Genomic DNA, 18,983 nt, shown 5'->3' on the forward strand with positions numbered 1-18,983 from the left:
AGACCTCATGTATGACACCCCCAATACGGAGAGAACCGTGACCAAGAACGAAACCAAGTTCTCCGCCCGAAAGGTGCAGGTCTATTACGGCGACACCCACGCCATCAAGGACGTGGACGTCGACATCGAGGACAAGACCGTCACGGCCTTCATCGGCCCCTCCGGCTGCGGCAAATCCACCTTCCTGCGCTGCCTGAACCGCATGAACGACACGATCGACGTCTGCCGGGTACAGGGCGACATCCTGCTCGACGGGCAAGACATCTACGACAAGAAGGTCGACCCGGTGCAGCTGCGCGCCAAGGTGGGCATGGTGTTCCAGAAACCCAACCCGTTCCCCAAGTCGATCTACGACAACATCGCCTACGGCCCCCGCATCCACGGGCTGGCCAAGAACAAGGCCGAGCTCGACGAGATCGTCGAGAAATCGCTCCGCCGCGGCGCCATCTGGAACGAGGTGAAGGACAGGCTCCACGCCCCCGGCACGGGCCTCTCCGGCGGCCAGCAGCAGCGCCTCTGCATCGCCCGCGCCGTGGCGACAGAGCCGGAAGTGCTGCTGATGGACGAACCCTGCTCCGCCCTCGACCCCATCGCCACCTCCCAGGTCGAGGAGCTGATCGACGAGCTGCGCACCAACTACTCGGTGATCATCGTCACCCACTCGATGCAGCAGGCCGCCCGCGTCAGCCAGAAGACGGCCTTCTTCCATCTCGGAAATCTGGTAGAATTCGGCGAGACCGGCCAGATCTTCACCAACCCACAGGACGAGCGGACCGAGAGCTACATCACCGGCCGTATCGGGTAAGGAGCAGACATGACCGACACACATATCGCCTCGGCCTTCGACCGGGATCTCGAAACGATCCAGGCGCACATCATGAAGATGGGCGGACTGGTCGAGGATGCCATCCTCAAGGCCGCCACCTCGCTCGAAACCCGCGACGAGGAGCTGGCCGAAGAGGTCCGCAACGCCGACCGCGCCATCGACGAGCTGGAAGAGCAGATCAACGAGGAAGCCGCCCGCATCATCGCCATCCGCCAGCCGGCGGCGGTCGACCTGCGCGTCATCCTCTGCGTGATGAAGATCGCCTCCAACCTCGAACGCATCGGCGACTACGCCAAGAACATGGCCAAGCGCACCACGGTCCTCAGCCAGATGGGCCAGATCCACGGCGCCACCGCCTCGATCCGCCGCATGGCGAAAGAGGTCGAGCGCATGCTCAAGGACGTGCTCGACGCCTTCGTCCAGCGCGACGCCGGCATGGCCAACGAGGTCATCCACCGCGACGAAGACGTCGACCAGATGTACAACGCGCTCTTCCGCGAATTCCTCACCTTCATGATGGAAGACCCGCGCAACATCACCGCCTGCATGCACCTGCATTTCATCGCCAAGAACACCGAGCGGATGGGCGACCACGCCACCAACATCGCCGAACAGGTGATCTACCTCGTCACCGGCGAGATCCCCGAGGACAAGCGCCCCAAAAGCGACCGCACCTCCACCGACCCCGGCGTCGCCCCGGCATGAGGCGATGAGCAGGACTTTGATCAGGACTTTGAGCAGGACCGAGAAAAATGGCCTCTGAACAACCCAGCGTTCTTCTGGTCGAAGACGAACCCGCACAGCGCGAAGTGCTGGCCTACAACCTCGAAGCCGACGGTTTCGCCGTCACCAAGGCCGAGAATGGCGAGGAGGCGCTGATGCTCGTCGACGAGGCGGCGCCTGACATCATCCTGCTCGACTGGATGCTGCCCAACGTCTCCGGCATCGAAGTCTGCCGCCAACTCAAGACCCGCGCCTCCACCCGCGGCGTGCCGATCATCATGATCTCCGCCCGCTCGGAAGAGGTCGACCGCGTCAGGGGGCTGGAAACCGGCGCCGACGACTATGTCGTCAAACCCTATTCCGTGATCGAACTGATGGCCCGCGTGCGCGCGCAACTGCGCCGCACCCGGCCCTCGACCGTGGGCGAGCGGCTTGAATACGAGGATATCCTGCTCGATAGCGAGACCCACCGCGTCACCCGCGACGGCAACCAGCTCAAGCTGGGCCCGACCGAGTTCCGCCTGCTCTCCACCTTCATGGAAAAACCCGGCCGGGTCTGGAGCCGCGAACAGCTTCTCGACCGCGTCTGGGGCCGCGACATCTACGTCGACACCCGCACCGTCGACGTCCATATCGGCCGCCTGCGCAAGGCGCTCTGCCAGCACGGTGGCCAGGACCCCCTGCGCACCGTCCGCGGCGCCGGCTACGCCCTCGGCTAACTCACCGAATTCTTTAAAAGAATTCGGACAGAAATCTTTTCAAGATTTCGCCCCTTTGCCGAGAACAGATCCGACACACCGAGAGTCGCCATGCCCAACCGTTCCGCCGTGACCTTCCATCCCCTCGGCAACGACGCCCACGAACACTGCCGTGCCGAAGAAGAGGCGTTCATCGCCTCCGTCGAACGCGGACAGGCAGACGCAAGGGCAGGGCGGGTTCATACCACCGACGCCGCCCGCCGGCGCGTGACCCGCTCCATCCCGTAATCCTCACCGCGGCAACCGCTCGTCATCCTCGGTCTGTGTCGCCAGCCAGTCGCGGAACTTCAACAGCGCCCGGTCGCGCGACTTCTCCACCGGCCAGACCAGGTGATACGCCCCGGGCGAGGGCGTCGGCCCGCCCCAAGCCTTGCATAAACGTCCCGTCGCAAGGTCCTGTTCTGCAAGGTAATCCGGCAACAGCGCCACTCCCAGCCCATGCAGCGCCGCCTGCGTGATCGTGGAAAACTGATCATAGATCTGCCCCGTCACCTGCGCCCCCTCGACACCGTGCTCGGCAAACCACGCCGCCCACGCCTCGGGCCGCGTCTCGATATGCAGAAGCGGCAGGCGCAGCAGATCCTCCGCCTTTTCCGGATACGCCCCCTCCAGCAATCCCGGCGCACAGACCGCCACCACCGCCTCGGGCCGAAGCTTCATCGCCGCCGTACCGGGCCAATCCGCATTGCCGAAATGTATCGCCGCATCAAAGGGTTCCGAGGCGAAGTTGAACGGGCGAAGCCGCGTCGTCAGGTTGATCGTCACCTCCGGATGCCGCCGCGCGAAATCCGCCAGCCGCGGCACCAGCCAGCGCATCCCGAACGTGGGCAATATCGCCAAATCCAAACTCCCCCCCGTCGGGTTCACCGTCAGCCGCAGCGACGCCTGCGTGATCTTCTGCAACGCCCCGCGAATATCGGCAGCGTAATGCGCCGCCTCCGGCGTCAGCACCACCCGCCGCCCCCGCCGGATCACCAGCGGCACGCCCAGCTGCTCCTCCAGCGCCTGCACCTGCCGGCTCACCGCCCCCTGCGTCAGGTTCAGGTCCTCCGCCGCCGCCGTGACACTGCCCAGCCGGTCCACCGCCTCCAGCGCGCGCAGCGCGGCGGTCGAGGGCAGGAAGCGGCGTGGGGCAGGGGGCATATATGCGGTTCCCTCATGGATTGATGCGGAATTCTCGCTGTTTTCTACCCCGATCCCGCGATACATTACAATTAAGTTGACGAACGCGCATAAGGAGACCGCCATGAGCCTCGACGCCCCCAAGATCCGCGCCAAGGACAAACCCAACCTCTCCAGCTTCGACTGGGAAGACCCGTTCTACCTCGCCAAGCAGCTCGAGGAAGACGAGCGCATGATCGCCGAAAGCGGCCGCTCCTTCGCCCAGGAGGTGCTGCAACCCCGCGTGATGGAGGCCTTCGAAAAGGAAACCGTCGATCCCGGCATCTTCCGCGAAATGGGCCAGATTGGCCTCCTCGGCACCACCATCCCCGAGGAATACGGCGGCATCGGCGCGGGTTATGTCAGCTACGGCCTCGTCGCCCGCGAGATCGAGCGCGTCGACAGCGGCTACCGCTCGATGATGTCGGTGCAATCCAGCCTCGTCATGTACCCGATCTACGCCTACGGCACCGAGGAACAGCGCCAGAAATACCTCCCCGGCCTCGCCTCGGGCGAGCTCATCGGCTGTTTCGGCCTCACCGAACCCGATGCCGGCTCCGACCCGGCCGGCATGAAGACCCGCGCGGTGAAGACCGACAGCGGCTACAAGCTCACCGGCTCGAAAATGTGGATCTCCAACAGCCCCATCGCCGACGTCTTCGTCGTCTGGGCCAAGTCCGAAGCGCATGACGGCAAGATCCGCGGCTTCGTCCTCGACAAGGGGGCGAAGGGCCTCTCGGCGCCGAAGATCGAGAAGAAACTCTCCCTCCGCGCCTCCGTCACCGGCGAGATCGTCATGGACGGCGTCGAGGTAGGGGAGGACGCGCTCCTGCCCAATGTGGAAGGCCTGAAGGGCCCCTTCGGCTGCCTCAACCGCGCGCGCTACGGCATCGCCTGGGGCGTCATGGGCTCCGCCGAATTCTGCTGGCACGCCGCCCGCCAATACGGGCTCGACCGGCACCAGTTCGGCCGTCCGCTGGCCAACACCCAGCTCTTCCAGAAGAAGCTCGCCGACATGCAGACCGAGATCACCCTCGGCCTGCAAGCCGCCCTCCGCGTCGGCCGCCTGATGGACGAGGCCGCCGCCGCGCCCGAGATGATCTCGCTCATCAAGCGCAACAATTGCGGCAAGGCGCTCGACATCGCCCGGCAGGCCCGCGACATGCATGGCGGCAACGGCATCTCCGGCGAATTCCACGTCATCCGCCACGCCCTCAACCTCGAAACGGTCAACACCTACGAGGGCACGCATGACGTCCACGCCCTCATCCTCGGCCGGGCGCAGACCGGGCTGCAGGCGTTCTTCTGATCGAGGCCCCAAACCGCGCCCCCCGCCGGCCGGGCGGGGGCAGGGGCTCAGAACACGGCGGCCGTCCCGTGCCCAGCCACCACGGCCCCGTCATAGGCAAGCCGCGCGGCGACAAGATCCTCCATCGCGATGCCCATCGCCTTGTACACCGTGATCTCCCGCGCATCGCGCCGCGGCCGGTCCGACCGCAACAGCGCCTCTCCCAGCACCGTGCCACAATCCGGGTCCAGCCCCGCAAGCTCGGCACAGCCCACCGGAACGGGCTCGAACGCGCACCGGTCCTCCACGAACAGCCGACCGCGGCGGAGCAGCTCGACCGGCAATTCCCCCTTCGGCGGCGCATAGCCCACCGACGAGACATGCGTGCCCTCCCGCACCCAGCCACTGTCGATCACCGGCGCGTAGGAATGGCTCGCAAGGCAGACCACGTCCGACGCCCGCACGGCGCCCTCGACATCCTCGACCGCCTCGGCGACGGGGCAGGTGGCGGCAAGGCGCACGGCGTCCTCGTGCACCAGCGAGGTCACGTAGATCCTGTCGAAATCCCGCACCAGCGGCAACAGCCCCAGGTGCTCGCGCCCCTGAACGCCGGCCCCCACGACCGTCGCGACACGGGCGTCCTCGCGCGCCAGAACCTCCACGGACACGACCGCGCTCGCCGCCGTGCGCACCCCGGTGATATAGGTGCCGTCCATGATGCAGCGGGTCGCCCCCGTGGCCTCGTCGAACAGCACGATCGTGGCCAGGTGATTGGGCAGGTCCAGCTCAAGGTTCCCCTCGAACACGTTCACCATCTTCACCATCATCGGCCCGCCGGCCCGCCACGCCGGCATCGACAGCATGAACCCCTTGCCGGGCACGCTGATCTCCGGCCGCGGCGGCACCTGCATCTCGCCCCGGGCCACCTGCCGGAACCCCTCGCGCAGCCCGTCCAGCAGGGCGCGCGGCGCGATGAACCGCTCCACGTCCGCCTCGCTCAGGATCATGACCCGCTGCTCGCCCTTGCGGATCTCCGCGGCACTCTTTCGCTCCGTCATCACTGGTCTCCGTTCTTCATCCGAAGTTCAGCCTTCACAATCCGGCCGAGTCGGACAAATATATTCAGTGACATCATTAATGACGGCAGATCATATATGTCCCGCTACTCCATGAGCACCCTGCGCGCCTTCGCCGCCGTCGGCCGCCACGGCGGCTTCTCCCGCGCTGCCGCCGAACTGCGGATCAGCCAGTCGGCCGTCAGCCGCCATGTCGCCGCGCTCGAGCGCGACCTCGAGTGCCGGCTCTTCGACCGCACCACCCGGCATTGCACGCTGACCGACGAGGGCAGGGCGCTCCACCACGAAATCTCCCACGGGCTGGCGCAGATCGACCGCGGCATCGCCGCCGCCCGCAACGCCACAGCCGATCCCGTCCTCCACATCTCCGTGGCGCCGTTCCTGTCCGCCGCGTGGTTCACGCCGCGCCTGCTGGGCTTCCTGCGCGACAATCCCGATCTCGACATCCGGCTGACCCATGCCTACAGCCCGCCGGATTTCGACGTCGACAGCATCGACATCGGCCTCAACTGGAGCCTGCGGCCCGAGCGGCCGGGCATCGTGGCCGAACCGCTGCTGTCGGGCGAGCTGATCCCGGTCTGCAGCCCGGACTATGCCCGGGCCCGCATCGACCCCGACGACCCCGCATCGCTCCTCCGCTGCGAGCTCTTCCACGAGTTCCGCACCGAAGACTGGGCCACATGGTTCGCCCGCCAGTCGCTCGCCGGCGTCACCCCGACCAGCCAGCAGATCAGTGACACGGGCGCGCTCCGGCAGGCGGCCATTGCCGGGCAGGGCGTCGCGCTGCTGTTCCGCGCGCTGGTGCAGGATGAAATCTCCAACGGCCAGCTCGTCGCGCCGTTCCCGGTGGCGGTAACCTGCGGCGAGGCGTACTGGCTCACATTCCCCGCACGCCAGGCCCGCCGCCCGGCACTGAAACGCGTCCTGCGCTGGCTCCGGCGCGAGGCCGCGGCCACCGCTCAGAGGTTGCGGGACACGGAAGGGGCGGACGTGTGAGCCCGGCGACGCGGGAAACGCCGCATTCACATGTAGATCGCGGCGCGCATCCATTTGGCGCATAATATATATTATGTTAAATAAACTGATATACGGATAAGCTGATTTCCTCAACATCCGCAATACCTTATCTCACGAAACTCCGCCAGAACACATCCTCCACCCCCGATGCCCCGACATCCTCGAACCCCACCGCACGCCTCGTAGACGACACCCCACCGGGCAACTTCGCCACACCTGCCATCCGTCCTGTCACACGGAACGGATGATTCCTCGACAGCTTCCCCGACTTCCGGTTTAAATGCCCCGCAATAAGGGCGCATAATCAATGACTTCGATCCTCGTTCTCAACGGTCCCAACCTCAACCTGCTGGGTCAGCGCCAGCCGGAGGTTTATGGCGCCACCACGCTGGCCGAGATCGAGGAGACCTGCCGCGCCAAGGCCCGTGACATGAAGCTCGGCCTCGACTTCATGCAAAGCAATTCCGAAGGCGCGCTGATCGACGCGATCCATGCCGCCAAGGGCACCCACGACGGCCTCATCCTCAACGCCGGCGCCTATACCCACACCTCCATCGCCCTGATGGACGCGATCAGCTCGGTCGAGCTGCCCGCCATCGAGCTGCACCTCTCCAACGTCCACGCCCGCGAGTCCTTTCGCCACACCTCCTATATCGCCCGCGTCGCCGTGGGCGTGATCTGCGGCTTCGGCCCGGCCGGATACGAGCTGGCTATCGACGCCATGGCGCGTCACCTCGAGGCGCGAAAGTGATCCCGGCGGAGGAGCTCAACGCGCTGATCACGGCGCCCAGCATCGAGCTTCTCTGGGACATGCACACCCGCCACATGGAGGGGTACGGCTTCGACCGGCTGATCTACGGCTTCACCCGCTACCTCACGCGCCATTCCCTCGGCGATCCCGACGATTTCGTCCTGCTCAGCAACCACGACACCGCCTATACCGACCGTTTCATCGGCCAGGGCCTCTATTTCAACGCCCCCATGGTCCGCTGGGCGCTGGAAAACGACGGCGCACGCTCCTGGTCGCTCCTGCAGGACATGATCGGAATCGGCGCCCTGACCGAGGAAGAGCGCAAGGTGGTCGAGTTCAACCGCTCGATGAACGTGGTGGCCGGCTACTCGATCAGCTTCAAGTCGGTCTCAAGCCGCGCCAAGGGCGCCATCGCCCTCACCGCCCGCGCCGGCATGACCCAGGCCGAGGTCGACGAGATCTGGGCCGAACATGGCGAAGACATCCTGCTGCTCAACAACCTCACCCACCTGCGGATCATGACCCTGCCCTATACCGGCCCGGCCCGCGCGCTGACCGACCGCCAGCGCGAGGTGCTGGAATGGGTCGGCGACGGCAAGACGGTGCAGGATATCGCGCTGCTCATGGGGCTCACGCCGCCCACGGTGGAAAAGCACCTGCGCCTCGCGCGCAAGGCGCTCAGCGTCGAGACCACGGCCCAGGCCGTGCTCAAGGCCGCCTTCCAGAACCAGATTTTCGTCGTGGAACGCTGAAGAATGTACGCTGGGATACCGAATTTTACCGGATGGTAAGGAATCCCGTACTTTCCTGACGTGACGTAACATTGCAATCTATCACCGTTCCGTGAGTGGTGGCTTAAAGCCTGGAACGCGAGATCGGAAATCCTTTGCGATTTCAGGGCTCTCCGATCTCCCGGCAGTGCGCCGGATGCCGGCTGTGGCGTTTTTTTGTTCGGGCGTCCAGCCGGCGCTTACCTTCCGCCATTTCATCCCCATGATGCGCGCGGCGGGGTCTAAGCGGTACTGTGCTCTCCCCATGGGCCAGTGCCGCTTTTGATTCTAGGGCCCCTTCCCTACCAATCCGCCACATGAAAAGGGCGCCCCAAGGCGCCCTGATCAAACGATTTTTCCGGATCGGACGGTTCAGCCGCCCGCGGCGGTCTTGGCGACCTCGGCGGCGAAATCCTCGTCCTTCTTCTCGATCCCCTCGCCCACTTCGAGGCGCACGTAGCCGGCGATCTCGGCCCCGGCTTCCTTGGCGGCCTCGGCCACCGTCTGATCGGGGTTGATCACGAAGGCCTGCCCCAGAAGCGTGACCTCGGCCATGAACTTGCGCATCCGGCCCTCGATCATCTTCTCGATCACCTGCTCCGGCTTGCCGGATTCGCGGGCGATGTCGATCTGGATCTGGCGTTCCTTTTCCACGATCTCGGCATCCAGCGACGCCTCGTTCAGCGCCGCCGGGTTGGTGGCGGCGATATGCATCGCGATCTGCCGGCCGAACGCCTCGTCACCGCCGTTCAGCGCGACCAGCACGCCGATCTTGCCCATGCCGTCAGCCGCGGCATTGTGGATGTACGAGACAACCGTCTGCCCCTCGATCTTGGCCATCCGGCGCACCGACATGTTCTCGCCGATCGTGGCCACCTTGTCGGTGATCACGTCGTTGACGCTCTTGCCGCCCAGGTCGGCCGCCTTCAGCGCCTCGACATCCGACACGCCAAGCGCCACGCCGGCAATGTCCGACACCATCTTCTGGAAATCGGCGTTCTTGGCGACGAAATCGGTCTCCGAGTTCACCTCGACAGCCACGCCCCGGCCGCCCTCGACCTGCACGGCCACAAGGCCCTCGGCCGCGGTGCGGCCCGATTTCTTGGCGGCCTTGGCCAGACCCTTGGTCCGCAGCCAATCGACGGCCGCAGCCATGTCGCCATCGTTCTCGGTCAGCGCCTTCTTCGCGTCCATCATCCCTGCGCCCGTCGTATCGCGCAGTTCCTTCACCATCGCAGCAGTGATCGCCATCTCGGCTCTCCTCAAATCTTCAGGATCGTGTGGCGGCGGACTACCCCGCCGCCCGTGTCAGTTTCGTGAAAGCGGCTCAGCTTTCGGCCTTTTCCTCGGCCTCTTTCTTGACCTCTTCGGCCGATTCGAGGTCGTAGGGCGCGTCCTTGGCCACGGTATCGTCATGCGCGGTCTCTTCGCTTACCTCGCCGGTCACGACACCGGTCGATTCGGGCTCGGCCGCCGCGTCCTCGGCAGGCGCCTCTTCCATCGCGCCCAGATCGACACCCGCGGCACCCATCTGCGCCGTCATGCCGTCAAGCGCGGCCCGCGAAACCAGGTCGCAGTAAAGCGAGATCGCCCGCGCGGCGTCGTCGTTGCCGGGGATGATGTAATCCACCCCGTCGGGCGAGCAGTTGGTATCGACCACGGCCACGACCGGGATGCCCAGCTTCTTCGCCTCGGCAATCGCCAGCGCTTCCTTCTTCACGTCGATGACGAACAGCAGGTCCGGCAGGCCACCCATCTCGCGGATCCCGCCAAGGCTCGCCTGCAGCTTCTCCTGCTCGCGCTCCATGCCGAGGCGTTCCTTCTTGGTCATGCCCTCGGCACCGCCGCCCAGAACTTCGTCGATATGCGCAAGCCGTTGAATCGACTTGGAAACCGTCTGCCAGTTGGTCAGCGTACCGCCCAGCCAGCGGTGGTTCATGTAATACTGTGCGCATTTCTCGGCCGCCTCGGCGACGGGCGCGCTCGCCTGCCGCTTGGTGCCCACGAAGAGCACCCGGCCGTTCTTGGCGACGGTCTCGCGGATCACGTTCAGCGCCGCGTCAAGCATCGGCACGGTCTGGGTCAGGTCGATGATGTGGATGCCGTTGCGCGCGCCATAGATGAACTCGCCCATGCGGGGGTTCCAGCGCTGCGTCTGGTGGCCGAAGTGAACGCCGGCTTCCAAAAGCTGACGCAGATTGAACTCGGGAAGAGCCATGGTCTTTTTCCTTTCCGGTTTACGCCTCGGCACGGGAAGAGAAGCGGGATGCTTCAACCGGTGGACCGCCGGGGATGTCTCCCCCGATCAGCCCGCCCATGCCTGCGGGATTGAATGGCGCGCATATAAACGCAGCAGCGCCCTGGCGCAAGCCCCCCGGTGCGATCGGCGCGATCCGTGCTATCCTGGCCCGGCACAAGGAGACAGCGCCATGCCCCGCCGCACCGAAGAGGAACAGTTCGCCTATCTCAAGCGCATCATGCCGATGACCGCCGCGCTGATGACGCTCGCCACCTTCATCGTCATCCGCCTCGCCGGCCATTCGGTCGAGAAATCCCTGCTGATCGCCGGCATCATGCTGGGCTTCGTGCTGCTCAACTGGCTGATGCGGGTGCTCCTGGGGCCCAAGGGCTACATCGTCACCATCGCCGCGCTGGCCCTGCTCGGCTGGCGTCTGCAACGCTCCGGCCTGCTCTGAAGCGCCCCGGCCCCGAAATCTTGAAACGATTTCGACACGCTTTCTTCCCAAGAAAGCGCCCCCACCCGGCCTCCACCATTGCGCGACAGTCCCCCCATGTTACCCTGACCGCAAGGAACCCGCGCCGCCCCGCCGCGCCAACAGAAGGTCCCGCCGATGACCCGGTTTGCCCTGCCCGCCCAATTCGCCGACCTGCTGGCCCGCACGACTCCGGCCCCCGCCCCCGAACCGGCCCCCGCTCCGCATCCCGCCCTGCTCTTCGACTGGCTCGCCCCCGCCGCCCCCCGCCCGGCCCCGAGCGGCCCCGATCACCTCTCCTCGCTCGACGCGGTCGACGCGTTCGATTTCGTCGTCACCGCCGAGGACGACGGCGGCCTCCTCCCCGCCCCCTCTGCCCTCGCCGAAGACGCCGATCCCGACCCGGCCCCGCCGCCCCAGCCGTCCACGCCCGACCCCGACGCCCCGCAGGAGAACGGCCGCCCCGCCGGGGCCCAGCCCGGCACGCCCGCCCCCTCGCCCCCCGCGCCGCCGCCGCCCGACACCAACGCCGCCTTCGGCCGCCCGCCCGGGGCCGAGCCCACGCTCCCCACCGGCCCGGTCGCCACCTACACCAGCCCCGGCCCCGCCGGCAGCAGCTACAACGTCACCATCGTCTTCGAGGGCACCTGGACGGTCGAGCTGCAACAGGCCTTCATCGACGCCGCCGACTACCTCGGCACGCTCATCCTCGAGGATATCCCCGACATCTTCGTCGACGGCACGCTGATCGACGACATCGTCATCACCGCGACGCTCGACACGATCGACGGCGCCGGCGGCGTGCTGGGCAGCGCCGGCCCCCGCATCCTGCGCAACGACGGCACCTACCTGCCCGCCACGGGCGAGATGACCTTCGACATCGCCGATGCCGAGGCGCTCGACGATGCCGGCAACTGGGGCGCCGTGGTGCTGCACGAGACGCTCCATGCCCTGGGCTTCGGCCCGCTCTGGTCGCTCATGGGCCTGCTCAGCGGCTCGGTCGCCGCCGACACCCTGCGCTTCACCGGCCAGAACGCCACCGACACCTACAATACCGAGTTTCCCGGCGTCGCCGCCGCCGATCCCGGGTCGCTGACCGGCGTGTCCGTGGAAACCGATGGCGGCTCCGGCACTGCCGGCGGCCACTGGGACGAGGCGCTCTTCAACGAGGAACTGATGACCGGCTATATCGACGACGGCAGCTACGTCTCGGTCACGACCATCGCCACGCTCGAGGACATGGGCTACGACACCGTGTTCGACGACCCCTACGACCCCGATGACCTCTTCGGCCCGATCCCGGCCGACCCGATGAACGCCGACCTCATCGCCTGACCCTGCCTCAGCAGCGCGCCACGCGCTCCGGCGCCACGCCCGCCAACGCCGGCACCGCGTCCTCCAGCAGGCCGTTCAACTCGCGGCTTCCCACCGGCGCATAGAACCACGCGCCCTCGTCCCAGAACAGAAGCCACATGCCGCAGCCCGAAAGCGCCGGCCCCGGCTCTGCCACCTCGTCCTCGCGCTCGGCCACGACCAGCCCCCAGCGCCACGGCCCCTTTGTGCCATGCGCGATATCCTCCACATGGCCGAAATCGTGACCGGAAATCTCGAACGGATCGTGCCGCTCGGGATCGGTCAGCACCGCCCGCAGCTCCGCCTCCGTCAGCCCCATCTCCGCCGCGTAGCCCGCCAGCAGCGCCCCCGGCACATGCGCCAGCCGCGCCTCCCGCCGCTCCCGCAATTGCCGCGTCTGCACCAGCCAGTCCATCCGCACACCCGACAGCCCGCCGGCGCCGGGATCGACCGACAGGTTCAGGAAGTCCGAGATCACCTCGCTCCGCCGCGCCTCCTCGCTCTGCCCGATCAGCCAGCCCTGCGGCAGGTTCGCCGCCAGCCCCGCCGCTCCCAGCAGGCCCAGAAGATAGTACCGGTATTTTCGCAAAAGCCGCTTCACACCCATCGCCCCTCGTTCCCTGCCCCCCGGTATCCCCCAGCCTCTCGCCCGCCTCAAGCCCCGAACCGCACCGCGCGCCGCGTTAACCGCGTGCCCGTCGGTCAGAAACACCGACGAAATACCGACGTGATACCGACACGATACCGACCCCGCTTTTCTCCCCCGAACCAACCCGTTACCCCCGATTCGCGCCCCCTGCCCCGGAATCCGCCTTGCACCCGCTTTCCCGACACGCAACATGGGCCCCATGACAGACATCCTCTGCATCGGCTCCGTCCTGTGGGACGTGATCGGCCGCTCCGCCAGCGTCATGCGGCAGGGCTCCGACGTGCCGGGCCGCATCACCCGCCTCCCCGGCGGCGTCGCCCTCAACATCGCCATGACCCTGCTGGGCTTCGGCCTCCGCCCCGTCCTGCTCAGCGCCGTCGGCCGCGACCGGCAGGGCGAGGAACTCCTCGCCCGCTGCACCGCCATGGGGATGGAGACCGCCCATGTCTACCGCTCCGACGACCTGCCCACCGATCGCTACATGGCGGTCGAGGGCGCCAACGGCCTGATCGCCGCCATCGCCGACGCCCACACGCTCGAAGCCGCCGGCCCCCGCATCCTCGACCCCCTGCGCGACGGGCGTCTGGCTCAGGAAAACAAGCCCTACACCGGCCCCGTCGCGCTCGACGGCAACCTCACCGCCGAACTCCTCTCCGAGATCGCCCGAAGCCCCCTCTTCGCCACGGCCGACCTCCGCGTCGCTCCCGCCTCGCCCGGCAAGGCCGAGCGCCTCCTGCCCTTCCTGCAACACGCGCGCGGCACCCTCTACGTCAACCTCGAGGAGGCCGGCCTCCTCTGCCAGCAGCCCTTCGCCTCCGCGCCCGAGGCCGCTCACGGCCTCCTGAAACGCGGCGCCCGCCGGGCCATCGTCACCGATGGCGGCAACCCCGCCGCCGACGGGCTGGGCGACAGCGTGCTCACCGGCCAGCCGCCCCAGGTGCTGGTCACCCGCGTCACCGGCGCGGGCGACACGTTCATGGCCGCCCATATCGCTGCCGAAACCGCCGGCGCCGACCGCCCCGCCGCCCTCACCCGCGCCCTCGACGCCGCCGCCCACCACGTGTCCGGAGATACAAGCCTTTGACCAACATGGAACTTTCCCCCGAAGTGGCCACCGCCCTCACCAACGGCGCCCCCGTCGTGGCCCTCGAAAGCACCATCATCACCCACGGCATGCCCTGGCCCGACAACCTCTCGACCGCCCAACGCGTCGAACAGACCGTCCGCGACCACGGCGCCACCCCGGCCACCATCGCGGTGCTGAACGGCACGCTGCACGTGGGCCTCACCGACCCCCAGCTCGAAACCCTCGCCAAGGCCAAGGATGTCGCCAAGCTCTCCCGCGCCGACCTCGCCGTCTGCATGGCCCGCGGCGGCACCGGCGCCACCACCGTCGCCGCCACCATGATCGCCGCCCGACACGCCGGCATCGCCACCTTCGCCACCGGCGGCATCGGCGGCGTCCACCGCGGCGCGGAAACAAGCTTCGACATCTCCGCCGACCTCCACGAGCTGGCGCAAACCCCCGTCACCGTGGTCTGCGCCGGCGCCAAGGCCATCCTCGACCTGCCCAAGACGCTGGAAGTGCTGGAAACCCTCGGCGTCCCGGTCATCGCCTACGGTCAGGACAGCTTCCCCGCCTTCTGGTCGCGCACCTCCCCCCTGCCCGCGCCGCTGCGCCTCGACACGCCGTCGCAGATAGCCCAGGCCCACCTCGCCCGCGCCGCGCTCGGCCTCCCCGGCGGCCAGCTCATAGCCAACCCCATCCCCACCACGGCCGAGATCCCGCCCGAAGAAATCGAGCCCATCATCGCCCGCGCCACGGAAGAGGCCGCCGAAAAGAACATCACCGGCAAATCCGTCACCCCCTTCCTGCTCGACCGCCTCTTCGAGCTGACCCACGGCCGCTCGCTTGACGCCAATATCGCGCTGGTGCTCAATAATGCGGCCCTCGCCGCCGCCATCGCCACGGAAATCGCCAAACCGGCCACCGGCCCCGCGTGACAGGAATTCCCATTGTGGCGCGATGCATAAGGCTTTAATTAACGTCTGTTCACCTGCGGCAGTAAAATTGAAATGAATACGCCTTTCGACGACGACACCCCCAAGCGCCCCGGCCTCTTCGCCGGGCTCAGGGCCAGCTTCCTGACCGGTATCGTCGTGATCGCGCCGGTGGGCCTGACCATCTGGCTGATCTGGACGCTGATGGGCTGGGTCGACAGCTTCGTCCTGCCGCTCGTGCCCTACAACATGCGCCCCGAGAACTATATCGGGATCAACCTGCGCGGCGTCGGCGTCATCATCTTCCTGCTCTTCACCATCATCGTCGGCTGGATCGCCAAGGGGCTGATCGGCAAGTCGATGATCCGCTTCGCGGAATCCCTCGTCGACCGGATGCCGGTGGTGCGCTCGATCTACTCGGGCGTGAAACAGATCGCCGAAACCGTCTTTGCCCAGACCGAGCGCAGCTTCGAAAAGGCCTGCCTGATCGAGTATCCGCGCAAGGGCATCTGGGCCATCGGCTTCATCTCGACCGTCGCCAAAGGCGAGATCACCGACAAGGCCGTCACCGGGGGCGAGCTGCTCTCGGTCTTCGTGCCCACCACGCCCAACCCGACATCGGGCTTCCTGCTCTATTTCCCCAAGGAAGACGTGATCGAACTCGACATGTCGATCGAGGACGCGGCCAAGCTGGTGATCTCCGCCGGCCTCGTCTACCCCAACATGCCCGCCCCCGGCGAAGGCACGCCCGCCAAGCGCGACCGCGCCGCCTGAGCCTCAGGAATAGGCATCCGCCAAATCGACCGTGCCGCGCGCGCCCAGGTCGTCGCGGTGCTGCTCCAGGAACCCCTCCGCCGCCCGGCGCCCCGCCGCCTTCAGCCGGCTCAGCGTCAGCGGCGTCGGCATCAGCTTCGTGGCCACCGACATGTCCCGCATCAGCCGGTCGTCGGAGATCATGTGCACGAACAGCCGCTTCATCGCACCTTCGTCGATGATGTCCTGCTCCAGCAGGCGCTGCGCGAAATTGATCGCCCGCAATTCCCGCAGAAGCGAGCTGTTGAAGCTGATCTCGTTGATCCGATTCTGGATTTCCTGCGGCGACCGCGGCACTTCCGGCCGGTCCAGCGGGTTGATGTTGACGATCACGATATCCGCCGGCAACTCCGGCCGGAACAGCGGGAACAGCGCCGGGTTGCCGGTATAGCCCCCATCCCAGTAATGCGCCCCGTCGATCTCGACCGCCTGGAACAGCGTCGGCAGACAGGCCGAGGCCAGAAGGCTCTCGGGGCTGATATCGTCGCCGGAAAAGATCCGGATCTTGCCGGAATGCACGTTCGTCGCGCCCACGAACAGATACGGCCCCTCGTGGGCACAGACCTTGTCGAACGAGAACTCCCGCGCGATCCGCTCAAGCGGATTGACGTAGAACGGCCCATAGGCATAGGGCGAGATCACCCGCGTCATCGCGTCGGCCACAAGGAATTGCGGCGAGGCTTCCAGCGCGGTGGCCACCTGCCCGGGGATCATCGGGTTGCCCGCCATCCACCCCGGCAGACGCAGATCGTTCAGCGCCCCCATCTGCCGCCATAGCCAGTCGAGGCTCGCCCGCGCCCCCTCGCGCCCGCCGCTCAGCCAGCCCGACTTGTAGGCCGCCCCGTTCAGCGCGCCCGCCGAGGTGCCGGTGATCGCCGCCACCTCGATATCCTCCTCGTCAAGCAGCCGGTCCAGCACGCCCCAGGTGAACGCGCCATGCGCGCCCCCGCCCTGCAGGGCAAGGTTGATCCGCTTGGTCATGGGTCACCCCCAATGCATCGACCGCGCGCCACCCGGCTTACAGCGCCGTCCAGCCGCCATCCACGCTGATCGTGGTGCCCGTCACCTGCGCCGCCGCGTCCGAGCACAGGTAAAGCGCGGTGCCGCCGATCTGCTCGACCGTGGCGAACTCCTTCGAGGGCTGGCGCGTCAGCATCACGTTCTTGATCACCTCTTCGCGGCCCATGTCATATTCCTTCATGGTGTCCGGGATCTGCGCTTCCACCAACGGCGTCAGCACGTAGCCGGGACAGATCGCATTGGCCGTGATCGGCTCCTCCGCCGTCTCCAGCGCCGTGACCTTGGTCAGCCCCACGACCCCGTGCTTGGCCGCCACATAGGCCGACTTGTAGGGGCTCGCCGTCAGCCCATGCGCCGAGGCGATGTTGACCACCCGGCCCCAGCCCGCCTTGCGCATCATCGGCAGCGCGGCGGCCGTGGTATGGAAGGCCGAGCTCAGGTTGATCGCGATGATCGCATCCCACTTCGCCGCCGGGAAATCCTGGATCGGCGCGACATGCTGGATGCCGGCGTTGTTGACCAGGATATCGCAGCGCCCGGCCTCTTCCACCAGCTTGCGGCAGGCGTCGGGGTCCGACATGTCGGCCTGGATATAGCGCACCTTCACGCCGAACTCCTCGCCGATGTCACGGGCCAGCTTGTGATCCTCCTCGTTGTCGGTGAACGAGTTGATCACCACCTCCGCCCCGGCCTTCGCCAGTTCCCGCGCCACACCAAGCCCGATCCCCGAATTCGACCCCGTGACGATTGCTGTCTTGCCCGAAACTGACATGGTTTTTCCCTCCGGAAGCGGTTTCAATTGGTCCAGGGCCCTCACATAAGCCCTGCGGCCGGAGCCTGCCATGCTGCGCGTGCAAAATAAACGTGATTATCCCCCGCCCCGCGCCGATTTCACAGTTTTGTTGATTTCACCGTGTTTAACCGTCAGGACAAACCCCAGACGACCCGGAAAGATCACACCATGCACGACTTTGACCACGAAGACGGCCCCTCCGACTGGCTCGCCGCCGAACTCGCCGACGCCCTCGACGAGGATGTCGAGCTCGAGATGTCCGAACCCGCCCTGTCGATGGAAATCCGCCGCATCTACCGCGAGGCGCACCCGCCCTCGCTCGAGCGCAAGGATTACTTCGTCAAGCTGCTCACCCTGCAATCCGAACTCATCAAGCTGCAGGACTGGGTCCAGGCCACCGGCGAAAAGATCGTCGTCATCTTCGAGGGCCGCGACAGCGCCGGCAAGGGCGGCGTCATCAAGCGCATCACCCAGCGCCTCAACCCCCGCATCGTTCGCGTCGTGGCCCTCCCCGCCCCCTCCGACCGGGAAAAGACGCAATGGTATTTCCAGCGTTACGTCCCCCACCTCCCCGGCGCCGGCGAGATCGTGCTCTTCGACCGCTCCTGGTACAACCGCGCCGGCGTCGAACGCGTCATGGGCTTCGCCTCCGAGGGCCAGGTCGAGGATTTCTTCCACGACGTGCCCGAATTCGAACGGATGCTCGTCCGCTCCGGCATAAGGCTGGTGAAATACTGGTTCTCCATCACCGACGAGGAACAGCAGCTCCGCTTCCTCATGCGCATCCACGACCCGATGAAACAGTGGAAGCTCTCGCCGATGGACCTGCAAAGCCGCGTCAAGTGGGAGGCCTACACCAAGGCCAAGGAAGAGATGCTCGAGCGCACCAACATCCCCGAGGCGCCGTGGTACATCGTCCAGGGCAACGACAAGAAGCGCGCCCGCCTCAACTGCATCGACCACCTGCTGGGCCTGATCCCCTACGAACCCGTCGAACACGAGGAAGTGACCCTGCCGGACCGCGTCTACAATTCCGATTACGAACGCCGCGTGCTACCCGACGACCTGTACGTTCCACAGAAATACTGACCGGCCCGCCAGGGCCGCGATGCAGGGGGCGCTTCGGCGCCCTTTCTCGTTGAAGGGGGAAGCCCGATGACCCAACCCGCAAACCAAAAAAAACGCCGGCACGAGGCCGGCGTTAAGTTATTGAGGCAGGTTTCATACAGGCAAGAAACCTATCGAGCAGTAACCCCTTTATAAGCAATCC

Annotated in this window: 21 protein-coding genes; 14 read left to right on the forward strand and 7 right to left on the reverse strand. The window is 66.5% G+C overall.

The annotated features are described in order from the left end of the window. Positions 1–7 precede the first annotated feature (7 nt). The 4 genes from pstB (at position 8) to RLN94_RS07880 (ending at position 2,535) form a co-directional block, all read left to right on the forward strand. Positions 8–805, forward strand: a complete 798-nt coding sequence (gene pstB, locus RLN94_RS07865; protein WP_350158558.1) for a phosphate ABC transporter ATP-binding protein PstB — start codon at positions 8–10, stop codon at positions 803–805. A 9-nt stretch (positions 806–814) separates the two neighbouring features. Continuing rightward, positions 815–1,531 carry a phosphate signaling complex protein PhoU gene (gene phoU, locus RLN94_RS07870; protein ID WP_350123728.1) on the forward strand — a complete coding sequence of 239 codons (717 nt, stop codon included), beginning with the start codon at positions 815–817 and terminating at the stop codon, positions 1,529–1,531. 47 nt (positions 1,532–1,578) lie between these two features. Next, positions 1,579–2,268: a phosphate regulon transcriptional regulator PhoB gene (gene phoB, locus RLN94_RS07875; protein WP_300895477.1), complete on the forward strand. Its 690-nt coding sequence runs from the start codon at positions 1,579–1,581 to the stop codon at positions 2,266–2,268. A gap of 90 nt (positions 2,269–2,358) precedes the next feature. Further along, positions 2,359–2,535 carry a hypothetical protein gene (locus tag RLN94_RS07880; protein ID WP_350123732.1) on the forward strand — a complete coding sequence of 59 codons (177 nt, stop codon included), beginning with the start codon at positions 2,359–2,361 and terminating at the stop codon, positions 2,533–2,535. Between the two features lie 3 nt (positions 2,536–2,538). Here the strand turns inward: RLN94_RS07880 and RLN94_RS07885 are convergent, their stop codons facing one another. Then, positions 2,539–3,450 carry a LysR substrate-binding domain-containing protein gene (locus RLN94_RS07885; RefSeq protein ID WP_350123735.1) on the reverse strand — a complete coding sequence of 304 codons (912 nt, stop codon included), beginning with the start codon at positions 3,448–3,450 and terminating at the stop codon, positions 2,539–2,541. A gap of 103 nt (positions 3,451–3,553) precedes the next feature. Here RLN94_RS07885 and RLN94_RS07890 point away from each other — a divergent pair, with 103 nt between their 5' ends. Next, on the forward strand, positions 3,554–4,777 hold the full coding sequence (locus RLN94_RS07890) for an acyl-CoA dehydrogenase (protein ID WP_350123738.1): 1,224 nt from the start codon (positions 3,554–3,556) through the stop codon (positions 4,775–4,777). Between the two features lie 47 nt (positions 4,778–4,824). Here RLN94_RS07890 and RLN94_RS07895 read toward each other — a convergent pair whose 3' ends face one another. Next, positions 4,825–5,814: an ornithine cyclodeaminase family protein gene (locus RLN94_RS07895; RefSeq protein WP_350123741.1), complete on the reverse strand. Its 990-nt coding sequence runs from the start codon at positions 5,812–5,814 to the stop codon at positions 4,825–4,827. Between the two features lie 96 nt (positions 5,815–5,910). On the opposite strand from RLN94_RS07895, the gene RLN94_RS07900 reads away from it, so the two are divergent. The 3 genes from RLN94_RS07900 to RLN94_RS07910 all read left to right on the forward strand — a co-directional run bounded on the left by RLN94_RS07900 (position 5,911) and on the right by RLN94_RS07910 (position 8,352). After that, positions 5,911–6,828, forward strand: coding sequence for a LysR substrate-binding domain-containing protein (locus RLN94_RS07900; RefSeq protein ID WP_350158557.1), 918 nt, complete (start codon positions 5,911–5,913; stop codon positions 6,826–6,828). Positions 6,829–7,156: 328 nt separating this feature from the next. Further along, positions 7,157–7,600, forward strand: coding sequence for a type II 3-dehydroquinate dehydratase (gene aroQ, locus RLN94_RS07905; protein WP_350123747.1), 444 nt, complete (start codon positions 7,157–7,159; stop codon positions 7,598–7,600). Continuing rightward, positions 7,597–8,352, forward strand: a complete 756-nt coding sequence (locus RLN94_RS07910; RefSeq protein ID WP_350123750.1) for a LuxR family transcriptional regulator — start codon at positions 7,597–7,599, stop codon at positions 8,350–8,352. The genes aroQ and RLN94_RS07910 overlap by 4 nt, the downstream gene beginning before the upstream one ends. Before the next feature lie 390 nt (positions 8,353–8,742). Here the strand turns inward: RLN94_RS07910 and tsf are convergent, their stop codons facing one another. Together tsf and rpsB are read right to left on the reverse strand one after the other, a co-directional pair. Continuing rightward, positions 8,743–9,621 carry a translation elongation factor Ts gene (tsf, locus tag RLN94_RS07915; RefSeq protein WP_350123753.1) on the reverse strand — a complete coding sequence of 293 codons (879 nt, stop codon included), beginning with the start codon at positions 9,619–9,621 and terminating at the stop codon, positions 8,743–8,745. 76 nt (positions 9,622–9,697) lie between these two features. Next, positions 9,698–10,588 carry a 30S ribosomal protein S2 gene (gene rpsB, locus RLN94_RS07920; RefSeq protein ID WP_350123756.1) on the reverse strand — a complete coding sequence of 297 codons (891 nt, stop codon included), beginning with the start codon at positions 10,586–10,588 and terminating at the stop codon, positions 9,698–9,700. A gap of 211 nt (positions 10,589–10,799) precedes the next feature. On the opposite strand from rpsB, the gene RLN94_RS07925 reads away from it, so the two are divergent. Continuing rightward, the gene (locus RLN94_RS07925; RefSeq protein ID WP_350128351.1) at positions 10,800–11,066 is read left to right on the forward strand and encodes a hypothetical protein; all 267 of its coding nucleotides are present in this window, start codon (positions 10,800–10,802) and stop codon (positions 11,064–11,066) included. 156 nt (positions 11,067–11,222) lie between these two features. Then, entirely contained in the window at positions 11,223–12,419 is a 1,197-nt protein-coding gene (locus RLN94_RS07930) for a leishmanolysin-related zinc metalloendopeptidase (RefSeq protein ID WP_350128354.1), read from the forward strand. A gap of 7 nt (positions 12,420–12,426) precedes the next feature. Here the strand turns inward: RLN94_RS07930 and RLN94_RS07935 are convergent, their stop codons facing one another. Further along, on the reverse strand, positions 12,427–13,044 hold the full coding sequence (locus RLN94_RS07935; RefSeq protein ID WP_350128357.1) for a hypothetical protein: 618 nt from the start codon (positions 13,042–13,044) through the stop codon (positions 12,427–12,429). A gap of 232 nt (positions 13,045–13,276) precedes the next feature. On the opposite strand from RLN94_RS07935, the gene RLN94_RS07940 reads away from it, so the two are divergent. The 3 genes from RLN94_RS07940 to RLN94_RS07950 all read left to right on the forward strand — a co-directional run bounded on the left by RLN94_RS07940 (position 13,277) and on the right by RLN94_RS07950 (position 15,861). Further along, on the forward strand, positions 13,277–14,170 hold the full coding sequence (locus RLN94_RS07940) for a PfkB family carbohydrate kinase (protein ID WP_350128360.1): 894 nt from the start codon (positions 13,277–13,279) through the stop codon (positions 14,168–14,170). Positions 14,171–14,175: 5 nt separating this feature from the next. Next, a complete protein-coding gene (locus RLN94_RS07945) occupies positions 14,176–15,090 on the forward strand; it encodes a pseudouridine-5'-phosphate glycosidase (RefSeq protein WP_502949444.1) in 915 nt (304 codons plus the stop codon). A gap of 72 nt (positions 15,091–15,162) precedes the next feature. Continuing rightward, the gene (locus RLN94_RS07950) at positions 15,163–15,861 is read left to right on the forward strand and encodes a DUF502 domain-containing protein (protein WP_350128365.1); all 699 of its coding nucleotides are present in this window, start codon (positions 15,163–15,165) and stop codon (positions 15,859–15,861) included. Between the two features lie 3 nt (positions 15,862–15,864). Here the strand turns inward: RLN94_RS07950 and RLN94_RS07955 are convergent, their stop codons facing one another. Further along, positions 15,865–16,881 (reverse strand): patatin-like phospholipase family protein, encoded by a 1,017-nt coding sequence (locus RLN94_RS07955; RefSeq protein ID WP_350128368.1) that lies wholly within the window; start codon positions 16,879–16,881, stop codon positions 15,865–15,867. Between the two features lie 37 nt (positions 16,882–16,918). Further along, positions 16,919–17,692, reverse strand: a complete 774-nt coding sequence (locus RLN94_RS07960; protein ID WP_350128370.1) for a 3-hydroxybutyrate dehydrogenase — start codon at positions 17,690–17,692, stop codon at positions 16,919–16,921. A 189-nt stretch (positions 17,693–17,881) separates the two neighbouring features. Here RLN94_RS07960 and ppk2 point away from each other — a divergent pair, with 189 nt between their 5' ends. Continuing rightward, complete coding sequence (gene ppk2 / locus RLN94_RS07965) at positions 17,882–18,802, forward strand: polyphosphate kinase 2 (protein WP_350128373.1); 921 nt, start codon at positions 17,882–17,884, stop codon at positions 18,800–18,802. Positions 18,803–18,983 lie beyond the last annotated feature (181 nt).

Origin of the sequence: Roseovarius sp. (assembly GCF_040223625.1) — a bacterium.
GTDB lineage: Bacteria > Pseudomonadota > Alphaproteobacteria > Rhodobacterales > Rhodobacteraceae > Roseovarius.